Source organism: Methylomonas sp. Uni0009, assembly GCF_054188105.3.
Genome location: NZ_JBTAFN010000001.1, coordinates 820,212 through 841,609 on the forward strand (window position 1 = coordinate 820,212; position 21,398 = coordinate 841,609).

The 21,398-nt window shown below is 54.6% G+C and carries 20 protein-coding genes; 7 read left to right on the top strand and 13 right to left on the bottom strand.

Annotated features, from left to right (window positions below; all coding sequences use genetic code 11):
* The first annotated feature begins 15 nt into the window (after nt 1-15).
* The 4 genes from ACWAU0_RS03825 to cysN are packed head-to-tail and all read left to right on the top strand — an operon-like array spanning nt 16 to nt 2,718.
* A complete protein-coding gene (locus ACWAU0_RS03825; RefSeq protein WP_051669815.1) occupies nt 16-435 on the top strand; it encodes a DUF4124 domain-containing protein in 420 nt (139 codons plus the stop codon).
* Between the two features lie 19 nt (nt 436-454).
* Complete coding sequence (locus ACWAU0_RS03830; RefSeq protein WP_033156033.1) at nt 455-658, top strand: hypothetical protein; 204 nt, start codon at nt 455-457, stop codon at nt 656-658.
* Between the two features lie 4 nt (nt 659-662).
* Entirely contained in the window at nt 663-1,040 is a 378-nt protein-coding gene (locus tag ACWAU0_RS03835; RefSeq protein WP_033156032.1) for a type II toxin-antitoxin system death-on-curing family toxin, read from the top strand.
* A 52-nt stretch (nt 1,041-1,092) separates the two neighbouring features.
* A complete protein-coding gene (cysN, locus tag ACWAU0_RS03840) occupies nt 1,093-2,718 on the top strand; it encodes a sulfate adenylyltransferase subunit CysN (RefSeq protein WP_458138356.1) in 1,626 nt (541 codons plus the stop codon).
* A 76-nt stretch (nt 2,719-2,794) separates the two neighbouring features.
* Here the strand turns inward: cysN and ACWAU0_RS03845 are convergent, their stop codons facing one another.
* From ACWAU0_RS03845 to ACWAU0_RS03865, 5 genes are all read right to left on the bottom strand, one after another.
* Nucleotides 2,795-3,241: a hypothetical protein gene (locus tag ACWAU0_RS03845; RefSeq protein ID WP_458138357.1), complete on the bottom strand. Its 447-nt coding sequence runs from the start codon at nt 3,239-3,241 to the stop codon at nt 2,795-2,797.
* 72 nt (nt 3,242-3,313) lie between these two features.
* Entirely contained in the window at nt 3,314-4,732 is a 1,419-nt protein-coding gene (locus tag ACWAU0_RS03850; RefSeq protein WP_458138358.1) for a phosphomannomutase, read from the bottom strand.
* Nucleotides 4,733-4,851: 119 nt separating this feature from the next.
* Nucleotides 4,852-5,538, bottom strand: coding sequence for a helix-turn-helix transcriptional regulator (locus ACWAU0_RS03855; protein WP_458138359.1), 687 nt, complete (start codon nt 5,536-5,538; stop codon nt 4,852-4,854).
* Nucleotides 5,539-5,589: 51 nt separating this feature from the next.
* Nucleotides 5,590-5,964 carry a VOC family protein gene (locus ACWAU0_RS03860; RefSeq protein ID WP_458138360.1) on the bottom strand — a complete coding sequence of 125 codons (375 nt, stop codon included), beginning with the start codon at nt 5,962-5,964 and terminating at the stop codon, nt 5,590-5,592.
* Nucleotides 5,965-6,045: 81 nt separating this feature from the next.
* Nucleotides 6,046-7,551: a helicase HerA-like domain-containing protein gene (locus tag ACWAU0_RS03865; protein ID WP_458138361.1), complete on the bottom strand. Its 1,506-nt coding sequence runs from the start codon at nt 7,549-7,551 to the stop codon at nt 6,046-6,048.
* A 488-nt stretch (nt 7,552-8,039) separates the two neighbouring features.
* Here ACWAU0_RS03865 and ACWAU0_RS03870 point away from each other — a divergent pair, with 488 nt between their 5' ends.
* Nucleotides 8,040-8,780, top strand: a complete 741-nt coding sequence (locus tag ACWAU0_RS03870; RefSeq protein ID WP_033156025.1) for a hypothetical protein — start codon at nt 8,040-8,042, stop codon at nt 8,778-8,780.
* Between the two features lie 202 nt (nt 8,781-8,982).
* On the opposite strand, the gene ACWAU0_RS03875 is transcribed toward ACWAU0_RS03870, so the two are convergent.
* Together ACWAU0_RS03875 and ACWAU0_RS03880 are read right to left on the bottom strand one after the other, a co-directional pair.
* Nucleotides 8,983-9,639 (bottom strand): thioredoxin domain-containing protein, encoded by a 657-nt coding sequence (locus tag ACWAU0_RS03875; RefSeq protein WP_319960356.1) that lies wholly within the window; start codon nt 9,637-9,639, stop codon nt 8,983-8,985.
* Nucleotides 9,640-9,831: 192 nt separating this feature from the next.
* Complete coding sequence (locus tag ACWAU0_RS03880; protein ID WP_033156023.1) at nt 9,832-10,314, bottom strand: YajQ family cyclic di-GMP-binding protein; 483 nt, start codon at nt 10,312-10,314, stop codon at nt 9,832-9,834.
* Between the two features lie 159 nt (nt 10,315-10,473).
* On the opposite strand from ACWAU0_RS03880, the gene ACWAU0_RS03885 reads away from it, so the two are divergent.
* Together ACWAU0_RS03885 and ACWAU0_RS03890 are read left to right on the top strand one after the other, a co-directional pair.
* Complete coding sequence (locus ACWAU0_RS03885; RefSeq protein ID WP_458138362.1) at nt 10,474-11,016, top strand: hypothetical protein; 543 nt, start codon at nt 10,474-10,476, stop codon at nt 11,014-11,016.
* A gap of 194 nt (nt 11,017-11,210) precedes the next feature.
* Nucleotides 11,211-12,065 (top strand): SIR2 family protein, encoded by an 855-nt coding sequence (locus tag ACWAU0_RS03890; protein ID WP_033156019.1) that lies wholly within the window; start codon nt 11,211-11,213, stop codon nt 12,063-12,065.
* A 39-nt stretch (nt 12,066-12,104) separates the two neighbouring features.
* Here ACWAU0_RS03890 and ACWAU0_RS03895 read toward each other — a convergent pair whose 3' ends face one another.
* The 6 genes from ACWAU0_RS03895 to modC form a co-directional block, all read right to left on the bottom strand.
* Entirely contained in the window at nt 12,105-13,028 is a 924-nt protein-coding gene (locus ACWAU0_RS03895) for a diguanylate cyclase domain-containing protein (RefSeq protein WP_319960353.1), read from the bottom strand.
* Between the two features lie 2 nt (nt 13,029-13,030).
* Entirely contained in the window at nt 13,031-16,063 is a 3,033-nt protein-coding gene (locus ACWAU0_RS03900; protein WP_458138363.1) for a hybrid sensor histidine kinase/response regulator, read from the bottom strand.
* A gap of 4 nt (nt 16,064-16,067) precedes the next feature.
* Nucleotides 16,068-16,733: a YfiR family protein gene (locus tag ACWAU0_RS03905; protein ID WP_225893008.1), complete on the bottom strand. Its 666-nt coding sequence runs from the start codon at nt 16,731-16,733 to the stop codon at nt 16,068-16,070.
* Nucleotides 16,734-16,886: 153 nt separating this feature from the next.
* Nucleotides 16,887-17,975, bottom strand: coding sequence for a lipocalin-like domain-containing protein (locus ACWAU0_RS03910; RefSeq protein ID WP_458138364.1), 1,089 nt, complete (start codon nt 17,973-17,975; stop codon nt 16,887-16,889).
* A gap of 27 nt (nt 17,976-18,002) precedes the next feature.
* Nucleotides 18,003-20,039 (bottom strand): TonB-dependent receptor plug domain-containing protein, encoded by a 2,037-nt coding sequence (locus ACWAU0_RS03915; protein WP_458138365.1) that lies wholly within the window; start codon nt 20,037-20,039, stop codon nt 18,003-18,005.
* Between the two features lie 273 nt (nt 20,040-20,312).
* Nucleotides 20,313-21,389, bottom strand: a complete 1,077-nt coding sequence (modC, locus tag ACWAU0_RS03920; RefSeq protein WP_458139195.1) for a molybdenum ABC transporter ATP-binding protein — start codon at nt 21,387-21,389, stop codon at nt 20,313-20,315.
* Nucleotides 21,390-21,398 lie beyond the last annotated feature (9 nt).

Genomic DNA, 21,398 nt, shown 5'->3' on the forward strand with positions numbered 1-21,398 from the left:
GAGGAAACACGAATAGTGAAGAAATTCTTGTGCTTGTTTATCCTGTTTTACTCCGCGGATAGCTTGGCCGGTGTTTACAAATGTACCGACGCTAAAGGTCATGTAGTCTATTCGGATACCGCTTGCGATCACAAAGCGGATCGCAAGACACCGGATTTAAAACCGCTCGCGGAAGTGAAAGCAGAACAGCCGCTTTCCTCAAAACTAACCGACAAAGTTAAAGGCCTTTTCGAAAGCGCCCCAAAACCAGAGCCTAACAATCCAACAACCGGCGCCACAGAGCGCAATGCACAAAACTTCGTTTGCGACGGCCGCGTCTATTGCTCGCAAATGAGATCGTGTGAAGAGGCGACGTATTTCATCAATAACTGCCCGGACACCAAAATGGACGGCAACAATGACGGTGTTCCCTGCGAAAAGCAGTGGTGCCGATAAATCATTTGAGGGGTGACCTATGCAATTACACGAAGAAATACAAGAACACCTCGCAAGACTGGAGCCCCGTCTGCAAGCCGAGGTATTGGATTTCGTCTTGTTTTTGGAACAAAAACAACAGCAAGCCTTGCCCGATAGCGTAATTAACGATGAAGACGCTTTAAAGATTCACGAGCAATTGATGAATCAATATGCCGACGCCTTTGCTAAATTAGCGCAGTAACAGCATGCCCGAGTTGTTTTTTATCTCGAAAACTTTGGCATTGACGATACATCGGCAACAGATAGAACGCTTCGGCGGCACGCAGGGCATCAGGGATGAAGCCTTGCTGGAATCGGCGCTCGGCGCAGCCCGGCAAACTTGGCACTACAACGGCGACATTTTTCAAACCGCCGCTCAATACTGCTATTCGCTGGCCAATAACCATCCGTTTCTGGACGGTAACAATCGAGCCGCTGCGGCCTGTATGCTGGTTTTTCTAGCTGCCAACCATAAACAACCGGCCATGGATAACACCCAGCTCTACGAATGGGTGATTAATGTAGCAACCCGGCAATTGAGTCGTGACGAACTAGCCGAATTATTAAAACAACATTGCAAGTAAGCGCTTTAACAGCGCGGCACCTTTTATTACAAATAAGGCATTTAGGAACCCCATGTCCCACCAATCCGACCTCATCAGCACCGACATCAACGCCTATCTGGCGCAACACGAACGTAAAGAGCTATTGCGCTTTTTAACCTGCGGCAACGTCGACGACGGCAAGAGTACTTTGATCGGCCGCTTGCTGCACGACTCGAAAATGATTTACGAAGACCAACTGGCCGCCGTGCAGGCCGACAGCGTCAAGTCCGGCACCACCGGCGCCGGCAAGATTGACTTGGCCTTGCTGGTCGACGGCTTGCAGGCCGAGCGCGAACAAGGCATCACCATCGACGTCGCCTACCGCTATTTCTCCACTTCGACGCGCAAATTCATCATCGCCGACACCCCAGGCCACGAGCAATACACCCGCAACATGGCCACCGGCGCCTCGACCTGCGACTTGGCAGTAATCTTGATCGACGCCCGTTACGGCGTGCAAACCCAAACCAAGCGCCACAGCTTCATCGCCTCCTTGCTCGGCATCAAGCACATCATCGTCGCCATCAATAAAATGGATTTGGTCGGTTACAGCGAAGAAACCTTCCACAAGATTCAAGACGACTATCTGACCTTTATCAAATCACTGGATTTGCACGACGTGCATTTCATTCCGATGTCTGCATTGGACGGCGATAACGTAGTCAACCCCAGCGCCAACATGCCCTGGTTCACCGGCATGCCGATGATGGAGTTGCTGAATAGCATCGAAATCGCCAGCGACCATAACTTCGACGACGCCCGCTTCCCGGTGCAATACGTCAATCGCCCCAACCTGGATTTTCGCGGCTTCTGCGGCACCGTCGCCTCCGGCGTATTTCACAAAGGCGACGCGATTACCGCGTTACCGTCCGGCAAAACCAGCAAGATCAAGTCTATCGTCACGTTCGATGGCGAGTTGGACGAAGCGTTTGCGGCCATGGCGGTCACGTTGACACTTGAAGATGAAATAGACGTCAGCCGCGGCGACATCATCCTGGGCCAGCAACAAGCCGCGCCCAGCATCGCCGACAAATTCAAAGCCACTATCGTCTGGATGACCGAGCAAGCCATGGTGCCTGGACGGCAGTATGTGATTAAGCTGGCGACGCGCAGCGTGTCCGGCTCAGTGTCGATGATTCACCACCGTATCGACGTCAACACGCTGGAACACCACGATGCCAATGAGTTGAAACTGAACGAAATCGGTTCTTGCACCGTGGCAGTCAATGCGCCGGTGGTATTCGACCCATACAAACGCAACAAAACCACCGGCTCCTTCATCGTCATAGACCGCCTGACCAACGTCACGGTCGGCGCCGGCATGATTACGGGCGACGCCAGCGCGGAAGACTGGTCACCGGTGTCCGCGGCAGAGCGGGCGATACGCTTCAGCCAAACCGCCAGCATCATCGCCTTGAGCGGCGCCAATGCCCAACAAGTGGCTTACCAATTGGAACGCAAACTGTTCGATACCGGCCATGCCACGACGGTATTGGAACAAGCCAACGATGCGCTGGCTACCGCGATCAAAAACGCTGGTTTATTGTGCCTGTGCCTTGATGGAAAACCGGCCGCAGCCGATTTGAGCTTTGATTGCGATCAATACAGCGTCGATGACATCTACGTTGCATTGAAAAATCGGGAAGTGATTCGTTAATGATGTATTCGCCAAGCACTGGTCTTGTGCGATATTTAGGAAGGGCGGCGAACCTCGCCGCCCTTTTTCCAGCAGATTAGTTCAACAAATCCAGCGCTTTTGCCGCCGCTTTTTGCTTGGCTTTGCCTTTCACGGCTTTGACCGCTTCGCCGGTTGATTTCGGCGCCGCGTCGACTTTACCTTTCAACTGTTTTGCCGTTTCCTTACCAGCCTTCAGGGTTTCGGCCCCTTGCTTCACTTCGGCCGGCACGGCTTGTTCCAGTTTTTGTTGGGCAGCGTCTTTAACGGCTTCTTGGGCCTGGCTTTTCAACTGGCCCGGTGCATTTTCCACGCCTTGCTTGACTTCCTGGGCACGCTGCAATGCTTCGTTAGCTTGTTCGGCGCGCTGCACAGCGCCTGGGGCAACGGCTGTCGCGGTATCTTTCGCCGCTTGTTTGGCCACGCCTTCCAATACCGCCGACTGCGCAAACGCGGCACCGGAAACCAAGACTAAAGAACTGAATAAAATCGCTTTATGTTGCATGGTGTTACCCTCGTACTTAGTTGTTATCGAGATTAGACAATACTACAAGGAAACTTAACGGCGGATTAACCGCTAGCCGGCAATCCGTTTTAACGTCGAAGCCACCAACTCTTCCGCGCGCGCCATAGCGTCGGCCTCGGCGTAGCAACGCAATTCCGGCGCATTGCCGGAGGGACGCAGATGCACGATCTCGCCGTTGGCGAAGGTCAAGCGCAGGCCGTCTGTTGTATCGCGATTAACCGGAGCCCCAAGCGTGTCGCCCCATAGCCCGCGATAAGCGGTCTCATCGGCTTGCAATCGTTCCAGCAAGGCCCGGCTATTGGCGACCGGAAACGCCTGGATGCGGTCGCTGGCGGTGTAACGTTGCGGCAAGCCTTGCAGCAGCCCCGATAACTTCACCCCTTGGGTGCTCGCCATCGCCAATAAAGCCAAGGCCGGCAGCAATGAATCGCGTGTCGGCAACGGCGCCAAAACCTTGCCGTTTACCGACAAACCGCTCCCGGCCAAAAAGCCGCCGTTGGCTTCGAAGCCGGCCACGCTACCGCTATGCACATCCTCCATGCCGGCGATCACGTATGGCGAGCCAATCCGCGTGCGAACCACTTGCTTGAACCAGCCGGAGGCTTCGATGGCAGTATTGCAGCTCACCGGCGTCACCACGGTGTCGGCACCTAGGAATTTCGCGCACAGCAAACCAACAATGTCGCCGCGCAGCCATTCGCCGGTTTCGTCGCCGATCAAGGGACGGTCGCCGTCGCCGTCGGTGGAGATCAAAGCATCCAATTTGTATTCGGCGGCCCAGTTGCGGCCGCGTTGCCGATCCGCCTCGCCGACGGCTTCGGTGTCGATGGGCACGAAAGTATCAGTGCGCACCAAGCCAATCACCTCAGCGCCCAGCTCGGCCAAAATTTCCTTCAACACATCGCGGGCGGCGCTGGAATGTTCGTAGACGCCAACCCGCCAACCGTTTAACAAATCCTTTCCAAACAAGCGAGTGTAACGTTGCTGAAATTGCGTCAACGCGGCTGGATTTACGGTGGGCAATTCGGCGGAAACGTTTTGCACATCCACCGTCGCATCGGTCATCGCCGCTTCGTCGGCTTTGCTGATCTCGCCGTCAGCCCGATAAAACTTGATACCGTTGCGGTCGAAAGGAATATGACTGCCGGTGACCATGATCGCCGGCAGACTGTTCGCCAACGCATACAAAGCCAGCGCCGGCGTCGGCAACACCCCACAAAAATCTACTTCGCAGCCGGCCTGCCGAATGCCGGCTATGCAAGCTTGGGCGATTTCCGGGCTGGACGGACGTAAATCCATGCCCAAGGCGATTTTTTGGCCGGGCTGCGCCAGATTTAAACCTTGGATAAACGCCAGTGTATACGCCGCACAGACTTCGCCGGTCATTTGCCTAACCAGACCGCGCGCGCCGCTGGTACCGAACGCCACGCCGCTGTCGGCCATCATTTGTTGGATGTTGATTGTTGTCATGAGCAGGATCAGTTGAGAGTCGATAAAATGAAAACACCGGTAAGAATGCCGGTTTAAACAGACATGATAGAGAAAACCTGGCGTTCGGCAACCCGAATCTTCACCTTAACCGGACAAGCTCACTGCGGCAAGCAATGCATCCGCCGAATAAAATCCTGCAAGGTTTGGCCGGCGTCGTCGGTAAACACTTCCTCCAGTACTAGCGCGCGCAGGATCCGGTCCAAGCGAAAGTTGCGAAAATCGCCACGCAGTTCGCACCAGCCCACCAAGGTCCAGACATTGCCCCAAAAATACAGGCCCAGCGGCCTGATCCGCCGCTGGCTGAACGTGCCGTCGGCACGTCGGTAATCCATGGACAGCAAACGCTTGCCATCCAGCGCCTTACGGCAAATATCCATGGTCACATCCAAATCTTCGCGTTGTGAAAAACGTAGCGCGAATAATTTGCTGCGCTCCAGTTGCTCGCGTAATTCCGCTGGCACTACCGCCGTCACCTTATCCAGTACCGACTGCGCGGAATGCCCCAACTCCTTACCGGCCCAGGTTTTCACCATGCGCGCGCCGATGACCAAAGCTTCCAGTTCGGCGGCACTGAACATGATGGGAGGGATATCCAGACTATGGCGCAGCATGTAACCGACGCCGGCCTCGCCTTCGATAGGAATGCCGGACAGGCTTAACACCTGGATGTCTCTGTAGATGGTGCGTTCGGAAACTTCCAGACGCTCGGCGAGCGCCTTGGCGGTAACCATTCGCCGGTTACGCAGGATTTGGACGATTTGAAACAGACGATCGGCGCGGCGCATTTGCAGAACGGGCAGTCAAGATTTTGAGACTGCCCGCTGTTTTAATTGCCGTTAAGCTTGGGAATAAAGGCCAACCCGATTACCTTCGCTGTCTAGCAACATCGCAAAGTAACCGCATTCGCCGTCGCGGATGGGGGTTTTCGGCATCAACACGCTGCCGCCGTTTGCCTCCACCTTGGCCAACGGCTCGTTCAAATCGGCACCGCCGTTGAAATACACCACCGCGCCGGTTGCGCTAGGTTGATAGTGCTCGCCCAATATCAACATACCGCTGACCGCGCCTTCTTCAGCGTCGAAAATCGCCATTTGATAGCCGCTCATTTCCTCTTCCTTGAAAGACGCATTCAAAATGTTGCGATAAAAACCCTGCGCGCGCGGCATATCGATGACGGGTAATTCAAACCAGGTTGCGACGTTGTTGATCATGATGTTCTCCTCGTTGTGGTTAAAAGAGCCGTCATCCTAAAACAGCCCTCCTGACAGCGTTATGTCAGCAATGTTTTCTGGTTAGCGCCGGCCACCCAACAGCGAGCCCAACACCCCGCGAATAATTTGCTTGCCCACTTCCTGACCGATACTGCGGGCGGCGCTTTTCGCGGCGGCTTCCAGCACGCTTTGTCCGCTGCTGCGGCCGCGCCGGGATTTGGTAGCGGCCCCGACGCCGCCCAATAACACTTCGCCCCAATTGAAACCGGATCCGGAATCGCCGCTTTCGCTAGCAGATTCGAGCGGCACGACTTTTTCGGCGCGGCCTTTGAGAATTTCGTAGGCCGATTCGCGATCAACCTGTTTTTCGTAATGGCCGGCGATGACGGAAGTATTGATCGATTCCTGCCGCTCAGCGTCGCTGACCGCGCCGACATGAGAGCTTGGCGGCTTGATCATGGCCCGCTGTACCGGCAAGGGCGTGCCTTTTTCATCCAGAAAAGATACCAAAGCTTCGCCGACACCGAGCTCGGTGATTGCAGTTTCGACATCCACACCCGGATTGGCTCTAAAGGTTTCCGCCGCCGCTTTCACGGCTTTTTGATCGCGCGGGGTAAACGCCCGCAAGGCGTGCTGCACCCGATTGCCGAGCTGGCCCAAGATCACGTCCGGAATATCCAACGGATTTTGACTGACAAAATACACGCCCACGCCTTTGGAACGAATCAAACGCACTACTTGCTCGATTTTTTGCAGCAGCGCGGACGGCGCGTCGTTAAACAGCAAATGCGCTTCGTCGAAGAAAAATACCAATTTAGGCTTGTCCAGATCGCCGGCTTCCGGCAGATTTTCGAATAACTCGGACAACAACCACAACAGCAAAGTGGCGTAGACACGCGGCGAGTTGTAGAGCGTGTCGGCCGCCAGAATATTGATCACACCCAGGCCGCCGTCGGTTTGTAGAAAGTCGTTAAAGTCCAACGCAGGCTCGCCAAACAGATTCTCGCCGCCTTCGTGCTCCAGTTGCAACAAGCCGCGCTGGATCGCGCCGACGCTGGCCGCCGAGATGCTGCCGTATTCACCGGACAACTCGGAGGCATTTTCGGATGCGTATTGCAGTAAGGCCCGCAGATCCTTCAAGTCCAGTAGCAACCAGCCGTTGTCGTCGGCGATTTTGAAAGCCGCGGTGAGGACGCCGCTTTGCACCTCGTTCAAATCCAACATCCGCGCCAGCAACAGCGGCCCCATTTCCGACACCGTCGAGCGCAAGGGATGGCCTTTTTTACCCAACACATCCCAAAACAGCGTCGGCATCGCCGCGTAGTCGGCGGCTAACCCCAACTCAGCCAGCCGCGCCTCGACTTTGGCATTGCCGCCCCCCGTCCTGCTGATGCCGGATAAATCGCCCTTCACATCGGCCATGAATACCGGCACGCCGATTTGCGAAAAAGCCTCGGCCAAGGTTTGCAAGGTGATGGTTTTGCCGGTACCGGTCGCGCCGGCTATCAAGCCGTGGCGGTTAGCCATGCTCGGCAGCAGACACAGTTCGGCAGTCTGGGATTTGGCAATCAGCAAGGGTTCGGTCATGGGCGTTTCCTGAAAAAAGCGACAAGGATAAAAAGGTCGCGCCACCATACCATGACCTGAATTGTTAGGTATAGGTTGGCATTATGTTCCGCCGCTGAAGCAGTTTGGTATCCGTAAAACAGAGGCCAGCCCCAGGCTTTCAGTATCGCCATCTATCAATGGGCAGAATACCTTTGTAATACATTTCTTCAAACCTTCACGGACCGGTAACTGTTTTGACTTAGACAATTCGTACGATTGCGCACCGACCAGAACTCTGCTAGGTCGCTGAGACAGAACTCACAGGAAGAAGCCTATAACTTTGTTTTTATTCGAGCTTATCTCGACCAAAGACGGGTAGCAGGTAGCTGGCAATGGACGCGGCAACGCATTAGACAAACCCCAAACATAATGCGGCCAGCAAACTTTAACCCGCTTCGATAAGCCGATAGGTAAAGCTATTGTGGCGGCTCGTTACCTTGTCTATTCATGAATTATTTAGAGATCCTATGAAAATCAAGACTTTGTTCCTGGCAAGCGCCGGGGTTATTTCAATGTTAAGCGGACATGCCTCGGCGGCATTAATTTCGTTGGACGGCAACGGCTTTACGGCCATCTATGACGATACGAATCTGGGCTTGTTTGGCGCGCCGACTTTATCGGGCGACGGCAAGAGCGTTTTATTCTCGCCGTTAAATTTTAAAGCCCAAGCAACCGGTACTCAGGGCACGGTCTTCGCCAACAGCAATGTGCAGTTCGATATTAGACCCGATGCGGATCTAAGTTTAAGCAGCGTAAGCCTGGTGGAAAACGGTGATTACCGCCTGGTCAATCGCTCCGGTAGCGTCACCCTGGCACCTTCGGTCGATGCTTCCGGTCAATTGCGTTTAACCAATCTGTGGAATGGCGTGGATCATATCGCGACCAATTTTTCCGCCGGTCCGTTGACAGACTCATGCGCCACATCGTCCGGCTGCCCGCTAAGCACTTGGTCGGCTGCCGCAACACTGGATACGCCTGTCGCATGGGGTAACGCGGATGTGCGTGTCAGGATTCAAAACGACTTGACCGCCGAAGCTTTCAATGTGGGTGATTCTGCATTGATCGAGAAAAAACAGTCATCACAAAGCCTGGTATTTACACCGTTTATTGAAGGCGGAACTACCGCAGTGCCTGTTCCCGGTGCGGTTTGGTTATTTGGCTCGGCATTGGCTGGCCTGATGGGTTTGCGTCGCAAAACAATCGCTTAATACAGTATTGCTACACCCCAGCTTAACGCTGCCTAAAACGGCGTGTCGGGCCAGCTAAAAAAACGTTAACAATAGACACGGATGTCGCCTTAAGATTTCTCCACAAGCAGCCGCCAGCCTTGTAACTGCTTCGTCTAAAGCCCCTTGCGAAAGCGGGCGCGGCATTCGCCGGTAGCACGGTCCTACGGAGCAGGAAAGGGAACTACAATAGCTTGAGAATATCTGTTTCCAGATCGGGATACGCGCCAAACCTGCATTGAACCAGCAAGCCTGCTCTATCAACCAGAATATAAGACGGGGTACCCTGTAACTGGAAAAACTCGAAGGTTTCGGCATGATAATCCAGGGTTTGTAAATATTGTTTTACCTGCGCTCGCACATGCGGTTGGCGTAAGCCGATGTCTTGTTCCAAATCGCTCAAGCGTTGGCTGATAAAAGCGTCAATTTCGCTTTCGATACTGCCGAATTCGCGCTTGGTCAATCTATCCATGGCTACCGGAAAATCAATACGATACGGCAACTTGCCGTCCTGTAGCAGTCCTCGCTCCGTTAAAACCCTCAAGGTTTCGCCGATCACCTCACCGGTCTCAACCAAACGTTTTAGATTTTGCAGATTATTTTTATCGAAGTCTTCAAAGGCGGTGGCCAGCCCCAGTACGGTCAAACCGCGCTCGGCATAACGTTGTTTTAACGCCAACACCTGCGGCAGACATGACAAGAAACAGCCTGGGCAGTTGACTTGAAACACCGCCACCAACACGACTTGTCCAAGCAATTGTTCGAAATTGACAGGCTGTCCCTGCACCCAGTCGGAAACCGATAGGGGCGGTACTTTTTGACCAATCATTACCGTTTTCATATCGCGCGCCCCCGATAGCTTTAACCAAGTCCCGACCAAATTTATGTTGCTCAGCGTCCGTCAACCAACATCATTAGCTTACCGGACGCCTTGTGCCAACCGAGAGAATTTAACTGAAAACTCCCTGAGGAATCCACACCCGCGGCACCATAGCTGCAACGCCGGATAAGCTCGTCGGCGTAATGGTGAGGACTAATCCCGAAAGTTATTGAATTGCAAAGGCTGCTCCAAATCTTCCGTGCGCAACATTTGAATGACTTCCTGCAAATCGTCGCGCTTTTTACCGGTCACGCGCACCTTATCGCCATTGATCGCGGCCTGCACTTTGAGCTTTTTATCCTTGATCAGCTTGACGATTTTTTTCGCCAGATCGCTACCCACACCCTGCTTCAAGGTGATGGATTGCTGAGCGGTTTTGCCGGTATCCTGAATCTTGCCGCTTTCCAAACTGGAAATATCAATGCCGCGTTTACCCATTTTGGCATACAAAATCGGCAACATTTGTTGCAGTTGAAAGGTCGATTCGGCTTTCATCAGGATGCTGTCTTCCTGCTGCTCGAAACAGGCATTGGAGCCTTTGAAATCAAACCGGGTGGAGACTTCTTTATTGGCTTGGTCCACTGCGTTGGTTACTTCGTGGCTGTCGAGTTCTGAAACGATGTCGAATGATGGCATAGCATTGATTTACAAGTATAAAAGTGGGGCAACTATAACGGCCTTAGCGGCTTTATTCAACTGCTATATGAGCGCCCAATGTCGATTGATGGCGCGTAAAGCCCACTTGTCGGTGGCCGGTTTAGCGGGTATCTTTAACTAACGCCGACGGAGATACCGATGAAAAACCCGACCACATTCACACTTACCCTGATCGCCTGCCTCAGCCTGCCGATAATGTCCGGTTGCGGCCAGGACCAAGCAAAATCAAGTACTCCAGGCAAAGCCGCGGTCAAACAAACCCTGCGAACCACATCATTGCTCGGTGCAGTCAGCGACAACGCCGGACCGCTCAAAACCGGCACCGTCAGCTTACTGTCCGAAAGCGGAAAAACGCTTGCCAGTACCGAGCTCAACAATAGCCAGCGCTATGAAATTCAAGTACCCGCCGGCACCGAGCTTCCGGTCGTTCTCAGTTACACGCCCGCCCCCAACGCGCCGAAAGACGCGCAATTAATCAGCGTGGTGATCCATCCCGACGCCAGCAAATACGACATCAACCCCACGACCACAGCCATTGCCAAACACGCCAAGGCCATGGGCGGTTATACCCATAACAATATGGTGCAAGCCGCGGAAAGTACCGCCCATGTACCGGATGCCAACAAAACCACAGCCGGTTTTCGCGGCGATCCTACCACTCAGTATGGCGGCTGGCATTAACGCACTACCCCGGTAATAGCGGCAATTGTCGGGCTTACGACAAATCACCGCCAATTCGTACGGTTGTTACCGAAATCTCCTGCAGCCCGCTCCGGCCACATCTCAGCCACATCGGGGCTTGGTGGCCCATCCTGCTAAAGTGGATTGAATTTTGCTTCGGCTAAGCATTACTTTTCATTTAGCTGGGGCCAACCATGTCAAATACGGTATTTTCCGAAATTCTAAGCGGTTTGTACGATAACCAAGTCATTCCCTATCTGGGGCCGGGAGCGGTGTTCGACGCCAAAAGCAAACTGACGCAAGAGCCGATGCCTGCCGACAGCGACAGCCTGATTTTGGCGATGAACGGCGGCAAACCGATGGCGCCGAAACTGATGTACGAGTTTCCGCGCGCAGCGATGAACCAAGAACTGAAGCGCGGCCGCAACTATGTATCGCAGTTTCTTGACAAAACCTACGGACAAATTCAATACACCCGCGCATCGATGCACGACTGGCTGAAAGAATGGCGGCCCAAGTATGTGATCGACATTAATCGGGATACCCAATTGCAAGACAGTTATGCCGACGAAGAACACACCTTGATTGTCGGCGTAGCCCGCATCGTCGCTACCGCCTTTCGCTTCAAAATTTATCATTACGACGGCAGCCAATATTTCGAGATTCCGCAGGAACAAGTCGATAGAAATCTGCCGATTTTGTTTAAACCGATGGGCACGCCAAAACCCGAAGCCAATTACATCGCCTCCGATGCCGACTATGTGGATTACATCACCGAGCTGATGGGCGGTTTCGCGATTCCGGACTTTTTAAAGGAGTACCGCAAAGGCAAAAAATACCTGTTGTTGGGTTTGCCGCTCAATCGCGATTCCGAGCGGATGGTGATGAGCGACATCACCTATGGCGCCGACGAACATAGAGGCTGGTTTTTAAGAAAAAACCCTACCGACAAGGAAAAACGCTTTAGCGCGAAAATGGGCTTTGAACTGATTAACGCCGACTGCCAGGATTTCCTGCAATCGGTGCAAGCTTCGGCTGTGGCCGCTTAAAACAAATCCCGCAGCTCGGCCAGCGAACAAGCGGCCGAGCTAAACGGTCGAATAGCTTCCGCGGGCGCCGTTTCGACCGTTTTCTTTAGCCAAATACAACTGCCGATCAGCCTCGTCCAGTAATTCGGACGGCAATTGTTGCAGCGCCGGCACCACCACCGCAAAACCGGCGCTAATCGTCACCCAAGGCGAAACGCTGGAGCGGGTATGTGAAATGTGCTGCGCTTCAACACGCCGGCACAGCAATTCGGATACGCGCTGCGCGCCTTCAATGTCGGTTTCCGGCATCAGCATCACAAACTCCTCCCCGCCGTAACGCGCCACCAAATCGCCGGAGCGACTCACCGAAGCCGCCAATATGGTGGCCACCTGCCGCAGACAAATGTCGCCCGCGCCGTGGCCGTGGCAATCATTATAGGCTTTAAAATAATCGACATCCACCATCACTAAAGCCAAGGGCAACTGATTGCGCTGCGCGCGCTTCCATTCGTTTTCCAAGACCTGATCGAAGCGCCGGCGATTGGGGATACCGGTGAGGCCATCCATCCAGGCCATCGCTTCCAACATGTCCGTCATCCGTTTCAGGCGGATATGATTGCGGATCCGCGCCTTAACCACGGGCAAATAAAACGGCTTGGTAATGTAGTCCATCGCCCCCAAATTCAGCCCGTATTCTTCGTTGGTCGCCGCGTTCATAGCCGTCACAAATATCACCGGGATTGCCGCAGTTTGCGGGTCGCTTTTCAGACGCCGGCAGACTTCATAACCGTCCATGCCCGGTATCATCACATCCAACAGGATCAAATCGGGCGGACCTTGCCGGTCGATGGCCTCCAGGGCTGCCTCGCCGCTGACCGCCACCTTGATGCGATACTCGTCGATCAAATTTTCCGCCAACACCTGAATGTTGGTCGGTGTATCGTCTACGATCAAAATCAAGGGTTTGGAGATTTCGGCAGTCATGACTATCCTCTGTTTTGTCGCTGTGACGCTATCAAGGCCAGCAACTCCGCCAAGGTCACTTTAGCCTGACCGTAATCGATATTGCCGACCTGTTTTTCTATTTTTTTTATCAGTAACCGGGTTTCCGGACAAGGTAGCGCGGCTTTCAATTGCTCGATCAAGTCATTGGGGACAAAATCGCTACCTTCCAACAAGTCGCGCAACTGGCCGGCCAACTCGTCTGCCGCCGACCAATCGGCGGCTTGATTCTGTAGCTCGGCAACGGCGCCCATAGCGGTGAAATCGGCAATCGTATTCAGGGTGGCCGTCAGACTGGCCTCGCATGCGGCGAGGCAAGCGTCAAACGGCATACCGACATGCAAAGCTTCCTCCAGATTCGCCGCGGCCCGGCTCAGTTCTACAGCGCCAAGCACGCCGGCTGCGCCCTTCAAATTGTGCAGCAAATCAACCGCCTGCTCGGTTTTTCCGGCGCCATGCAACGCTCTGAGGCGTTGCATGGTATCGGCAAATTTATCTCGAAAGCACTCGAACAAAAGTTGCAATTTATGGCTGTCCTCGCCAATCATAATCCGAATATACCCCATATCGAATCCAGGCAGTTCCCTGGATAAGCCGGAGACTATAGACTCCGGTTTCGGCAGCACCGGCTCGACCGACACACTGCGTTCGGACGGCTTTATCCAGCGCAACAGGGCCGCCATCAAAGTCTGCGGCAACACCGGCTTGCCGATATGATCGTTCATGCCGGCGGCGTAGCAATCGTTGCGCTCACGCTCCTGCACCGCTGCCGTCATGGCGATGATGGGCAAATCGGCAAACCGCGCATCCTGGCGGATCAGCCGGGTCGCTTCGATACCGCTCATCTCCGGCATTTGTAAGTCCATCAGCACCGCGTCGTAACGATTTTTCCTGACCGCCTCCACCCCTTCCCGGCCGTTGTTAACTACAGTGACGCGCAAGCCGGAGCTTTCCAGATATTCCCTGGCTACCATTTGGTTAACCTCGTTATCCTCCACCAACAAAATGCGCGCCCCGCGTATCGAAGCGGCCATACCCGCCAACAGCGGCCGGCTTTGTTCATTGCCTTGCTCGGGATTGCCGCCCTGCAAGCGCGTCAAGGCTTCCAGCAAGGTGGATGGCATCACCGGCTTGACCAAAATATCATCGGGTACCGCATCGCCGGCCGCACTTAACAATTTCTCACGACTGAAGGCAGTCACCATAATCACCACCGGGGCGTTGCGGATTTCGGTGCGGCGCACCATCTCCCGAATCTCCCTGGTGACCTGCACACCATCCAGACCGGGCATTTTCCAATCCAGCAACACCAATTCGAAGTCCCGATCAGCGTCGTTGGCGGCGCGCAGTGCTTCCAAGGCTTGCGCGCCGGATGCCGCTTCCTCGACCTGAAAGCCCCAGGCCAGCAAAATATCGCGCAACATCTGCCGGGAAATGTCCAAATCGTCGACGATCAACACCCGCATGCTTTGCAGATGGCCGGGAATTTGTCGGGCTTTCTGCTCGGACGGAAACGGCAGCAGCAGTGTAAACTCGAATAGACTGCCTTCGCCAAGCTGGCTCTGCACGGCTAAATTACCGCCCATCATTTCCACCAACCGCTTGCTGATGGTCAATCCCAGCCCGGTGCCGCCGAAACGGCGGGTAATCGAACCGTCGGCCTGGGTAAAGGCATGAAACAAATGCTCGAGCTGCTCCGCAGACATGCCGATACCGGTATCACGTACCGAAAAACTCAAAGTGGAGTAGCCGTGGGTTTTTGCCAACTGGGAAACCTTGATATGAATTTCCCCGGCCTCGGTAAATTTCACCGCATTGCCAACCAGATTGTTCAATATTTGCCCCAAGCGCAACGCATCGCCAATCAAGCGCGGCGGCAAAGCCGAATCCAGTTCCAGCACCAGTTCCAGGCCTTTTTCCTCGGCGCGGACGATGAACAGATTCAGCACATTCTCCAGCACATCCTCCAAACTAAACGCTTCGGCCTGCAATTCCATGCGGCCGGCTTCGACCTTGGAATAATCGAGAATGTCGTTGGTAATCCCCAGCAAGGCCAGCGATGAGGTGTGAATTTTCCGCAGATAATCGCGCAGCTTGGGCGACAGATCGCTGTTCAAGGCCAAATCCGACAAGCCGATGATCGCGTTCATCGGTGTGCGGATTTCATGACTCATATTTGCCAGGAACATACCTTTGGAGCGCGAGGCGGCTTCGGCTTCGTCTTTGGCTTGCAATAATTCTTCGGTACGCTGCGCCACTTCGGCTTCCAGGCGGTCGCGATGCCCGGTAAGGGTTTCATCGCGCAATTGGATCTCGCCCAACATGGTATTAAAGGCCTGCACTAAATCGCCAATCTCGTCTCGGTCGCGCTGCGCCACCCGCAAAGTGTAATTTTTATCCTCGGCGATAAGCCGCGCGGCCGTCGCCAACTCCTCTATCGGTCTGGAAATGATGCGCTGCAAGCGGATTGCCAACAGATAAACCAATATCAGCGCCAGCCCCGCCGCCCCCAAACTCTTCCCTAAATCGACCAGTTGATCGTTCCATTGCGCGGTGAAATCGGCTTGCAACAACACATAACCGACCAACTCGGTATTTTTGATCACCGGTGTGAATAGCTCGGCGCGCCGGCTCCAGAAGTTGGTGCGCAGTTCACGGAACGGCCGGCGAAAGTCGCTGGGTATGCCGATATCCGCCGTTCCCCGGCTCCATGACGCGAGTACACCGCCATCGGCCGACACCATCCAGGCCGCATACAGCTCCGGCCGGTCTTTCAAGGACTCGAGCAACCGGCTGGCTTCGGCTTTATCGGCAAACACCAGCGCGGCTTGGCCGTTTTCGGCTAACACGTCCGCCAAACTGGACAATTCGTGCAACACGCTGCGATAGCGGCTCACCACCGAGCTAACTACCATCACCGATAGACTGACAAACAGGCATACCGCACAACTGAACATGATGATGGACACCAGTTTGCGCCGCAGAGACCAGTCGGCAAAATTGGGCAAAACGCGCATCACACTATCTCCCGTAAACAATGGCGGCAATATTCAACAGTTGGCCGGGCAAATGCAGCCGGGCGTTACGAATCGGTTCCAGATTCACTTCAAATACCACCTTGTTTTCGCGAAACAGCAAGCTGATACCGCCGCCTTTTTCGGCAAAGTCGTCGATGTCGGATAGGGTCAGCACCGGCGCATCGCCTAGTGCTTTTAAGGTCACCACAAAGTGAGATTTCTCGGAGCTGCCGAGAAACAACAGATGGCAAGTAGTCAAGTCGGGATCGGTATTGCTATGTTGGACAAACCGCAAAATGCGTTCGCCAGCCTTGCGCCCGTCCAGGGCTTGCAACTCGCTGTCCAGCGCGCTATTGCCGACCACACACAACAAAATGTCCGCACCAGGCGGCAATACGTCGGCGGGCCATTCCACGAATTTGGCAAAATTGTAGAGATAGGCGGCTTTGATCTGCGCCTCCGACAGGCTGGCGGCCGGCAATACCTGCCAGCCTGGCACCACTAGGCAAAGACAGGCGAAAACCCATTGGCGCGCCAGATAGCGTCTGGATTGCGGCGCGAAAAAACGCGGGCGCAGATAGTTTTTGACAATACCCCGCATCACGCCCATCGCGTCAGCTAAACGTTTCTGTCCGGCCATTTCGGAATGTATGCGAGATCCTTTTTGCATCGGGTTTTGGTTAAGAACCGTCCGGGTAGCTTTACGACGATGTGGTTTGGCGGAAGCCGGCAATCAAGTTTGTGAAAGTAGAAACGCAAACCCCAGTAGTCTTGTCAGGGACCGGCTAGCGTTTCTACGCTTGATGTCGAATGATTGAATAGTTTAACCGCCTCTGCCGGGGCAACGGCAAAAACCGTTCAATTCTACGTAGGCATTTCCGGCGGCGGCACCGGCTACGCTACACGCACCTTCCCAGTATGTAGGCCCCACCCAAAAAGTATGCTGCGCGCGTAATTCCTGGTCCAGCACCAAGGGCTGCACGGTAAATTTTTCGCCGCGCACCTCGACTTCCCAACCGGAAGGATAGGTACAGCCGGTATTCGGACTGACCCATTCGCCCAGCACGGTAACCGTAAATTCGTGTGCCGCCAGCGTGACGGTTTGCCCTTGGGCATCGGTAATCGAGCCGGATTTTTCGACCGACGTGTCGCTGCCCTTGAAGTCGAACAACATGATTTGCCGGTTGTCATCGAGTTCAATCGCAAACCATTGCCAACCCTGCAGAATGGCTTGATAGAGTTCGCCGTATTGCCTGTCGAACCAACTATTGCCTGTAACCTGAAAAGTCTGGCCGCCGATACTGATAGTGCCGGTAGTCGCCATTTTCGGCCGCGAGTAATAGTAAGTGTAACCGCCGAAACGGTAAGGGTGGGGATCGCCGCCGTAATGCAGCGCGGGAGGCTGGCTAGCATTGAGCTCCAGATCCAGCACATAGTCGCCGACTTGCGCGTGCAAGCGGTCATGGCCGTCGCCGCCAACCGCCGTCACTTTATTGTCGGTGCCGGAAGTCAGGTTAAAGCCGTTGGGAATACGCTTGGGCAGATGGAATTCGACGAACTCTTCAAACGAGAAACGTTGACCATTCACATCGGTCACCGCCGCCTGCACCAGCTGATCGCGAAAAATCACCAAACTGTCGAACGAGAAAAACACGATTTCGAAGCCGAAGCGGCGGCCGTCGTCGGTGAATAAATGCCCGGTCCAATACCACCACTGCACTTGTTCGCTGGGTAAAAACGCATCGTCGGCCGGTAATTCGACCGGGCCGATCAGCCCGCGGCGTGGCAGAAATAAACACGCGAGCACGGTTAATACTAACAACAGCCAAGGCAATAAAGGCGGCTTCAGCAGGCCGACAATCAACACAATCCCGGCAATAATCCAGGGCAATTTTTTCCAGAGTTTACGCATGGTCGATACTCTTTAGGGGTTGAAAAATCAAAAGCGCCAGCTGAGTTTGCCGTAGATCGAGCGCGGGACTTCCACCGCGCTACTCGGCAAGGACAGTGCGGATGAATCCTTATATTCGGGATGGCTGGGCGAGAACAGGTTTTGGGCGATAACGGCAAACTCCACACCGTTATAGGGTTCGTAAGCCAGTCTGGCGTCGAAGGTGGTGTAGGCCGGTACGGCCTGGCTGTTGGAATGCAAGCGGCCGACATGCCTGAGGGTAAAGTCCAACTTGATTTTTTCCGGCAAATCCATCTGCCAGCGTAAGGAGCCGCGATGGCGTGGGCTCAATCCGGCAATATCCGGATTGAGCGGGTCCTGGGGAATTTCCATTTTCAGATGGCTGTAATTGCCGCTGAAGCGCATCCAATCCAACACATGCCATTCGCTGGCGATCTCGATGCCGCGCGTGGTGAAATCTTGCTGGGCGTTACTCCAGATCAACGACTGGGTGAGCCCTACCAACTCCCCACGGCGGAATAGCACCAAATCGCTGTAATGGTTGCTGAAGGCGGTAATATCGGTGGAGAATTTTTCGGTCCACTGAGTGCGGTAACCGATTTCGGCGGCGAAGATTTTTTCGGCGCGGAGATTGGGGTTGGGTTGAGCGATGACTTGAATCTGATCGAAAGGCGCCGGCAAACCGGTCGGCACGCCGCCCAGCCCCACATTGGCCTGGGCTTCGCCGCGCGCCGGCGTCCGCGACGCCCTGGAAACCGAAGCCCATACCGAATGCACTTGGTCCGGCGTCCACATTAAACGGGCGTTGGGCTGCACTTGAGTATTACCAAAGTGGCTTTCTTCCAACTTGGTACCCAGCGTCAAGCGCAGGGTGTTGTCTATCAACGTGATGTCGTCCTGCACGAAGACGCTGCCGTTGTGGTAACCCAAGCTGTTGGGCGTAAAGGCGATGGCCGAGGTATTGACCGTGGTACTGTGAATAAACCGGTAACTGGCGCCCCACATCAAATCGTGGTCGGCATTGGGGTGCAGGCGATGCTGAAAATCGATGTCCACCATGTCCTGACTGTCGGACAACGCTGCGGCACTGAAAGCGACCCGGTCATAATAGCCTTGCAGCATGAATTCCGAACCGTCGCTGAAATTGCCTTCCCAACGCGCCAGCAGGTTGGCGCCGTCGGCATGGTCGTCGAAATTGAACTCGCGGTTAAACGGCGGCAGCACGGTTTGCGGTACCACGGTGTTGCCTATGGTCTTGCGGTAAACATCGCCTTGCACGGTGTAGCGGCTGTCATTGGATATCCGGTCATCGATACGAAAACCGCCCTGCACCGAGCGCCAGTCGTCGTGCAGCCGGTCTCCGGCCGCATTAACAAAAGTATCGCGTTCAAAGGTTTTGGCGTACACCCGATAACTGCCGTCGTCGCCGATACGGCCACCGTGCCGGTAACCGGCGAAGCCGCGTTCCTGGTTGCCGCCGCCCGCCACAAACAGATTGCCTTGGGTGTCCTTGGCCTTCTTCGTAATGATATTGATCACGCCGTTTACCGCGTTGGCGCCCCACATCACCGCACCCGGCCCACGGATTACTTCGATACGCTCGATGTCTTCCATCAGCGTATCCTGTAAATCCCAGAATACCCCGGAAAACAGCGGCGTATAAACGCTACGACCATCCATCAGTACCAGCAATTTATTGGCATAACGGCTATTGAAGCCGCGCGCGGTAACCGCCCAGACACTGGCGTTGATTTGCGCGACCTCAAGACCGGGCGCCAAACGCAGTGCGTCGGGAATACTGGTGGCCCCGGAACGGCGAATGTCTTCCTGACTGATCACGAACGCCGCCGCCGCGGTATCGGATACGGTCTGCGACTTTCTGGACGCCGAGGACACTTCCATTTGCATCAGTTCGTTGATGGAAAAAGCTTCGATATCCGGCGCGTTATCGGCTACCGCGCTACCGAAGATATTGATGTTAAGCGCCACACCGAACAGGAACAGGTTTAATCGATTCGTCGCTTGTGTTTGATACCGGCCAGTCAGCCATATCGTTGATTTCATTTTTTTTATTATTTTGAGGTGACAACTATTTTGACGAGGAGGGCCGTCGGCTATCCATCCAGCGATACCTTCTCCGGCAAACCGTTTATCAAGATAGTCGCTAAATGCCGATAAGGCGTCCGCAACGCGCCAACATCGACAAATTCATTGCGTTTTTTGAGGGCTATCACATTTCATGCGGCGGAATTGCGCACCAGCGACAAGTAATCGGCTCGGCGCTAAGGCAGCGGGCAGCGCAATTTGCAGCCGATCCGTAAAAGTGAGTGGTAATCCTTACCGAACTATGGAAGTACCCTTGATTTGTACGTAGACGGCCATACCTGGCTGCACATCTAACAACATCGCCGATTTTTGGGTGATATGCGCCAATAAAACCTCGTCGCCGACCGCCAGTTGCACGACGGTTTGGCCTTGCCCCATTTCGCTGAGCGCCAGCACCCTGGCCGGCAGAATATTCAGGATGCTGGAGGCTTCCGGCGGTTGCAGGGTAATACTGACGTCGCGGGCGTAAATTCTGATTCTCACCGGGCTACCGACCGGCATGTCCAAATACGGCAAACTCAAGCTGCCGCCGGCGAATTCGGCATGGCTGAGATGATATTCGGCTTCGTGGCTGATCAACTTGCCCTGCCAAACGCTGGCCGCTTGCCGGTCCAAAGCCATGGGGCCGTCCAGCCGAGTCAAGGTTTCTGCCAACGGCCCGCACGCTACTGCTTTGCCGGCAGCCATCACCAATAGATGGTCTGCGAGTTGATTGACCTCTTGCAAGGAGTGGGTGACGTACAGAATCGGGATTTGCAGATTCTGATGCAAGCCGGTCAGGTAAGGCAGGATGTCCTGCTTGCGTTGCTCATCCAGCGCGGCCAGCGGCTCATCCATCAACAACACATCCGGACTGGCGGCCAAGGCCCTGGCTATCGCTACCCGTTGCCGTTCGCCGCCGGATAAGCGGTCCGGCAAACGCTCCAGCAACGGTCCTATCGCCAGTAATTCAATCGCTTGCCCCAGGGAAAACAGCCTATCTTTAGTTCGCAAACGCCGCACGGCATAATCCAAATTACCCCGTACCGAAAGATGCGGAAACAGGTTGGCTTCTTGAAACACATAGGCCAAATTACGGCGATGGGTGGGCAGGAAAAAATCGTGTTCACTGTCTTGCCAAAGCGTTGCGCCGATTTTCAAAAAGCCCTGCGTCGGCCGTTCCAAGCCGGCGATGCACCGCAACAAGGTGGTCTTACCGGAACCGGAATGACCGAACAGCACCGTCACGCCGCTGGCGGGCAGGTTTAAATCGACATCCAAAGCAAATTGGTCATACGCCAAGCGCAGGCGCGCCTGAATGCTGGGCACTGGGGACAT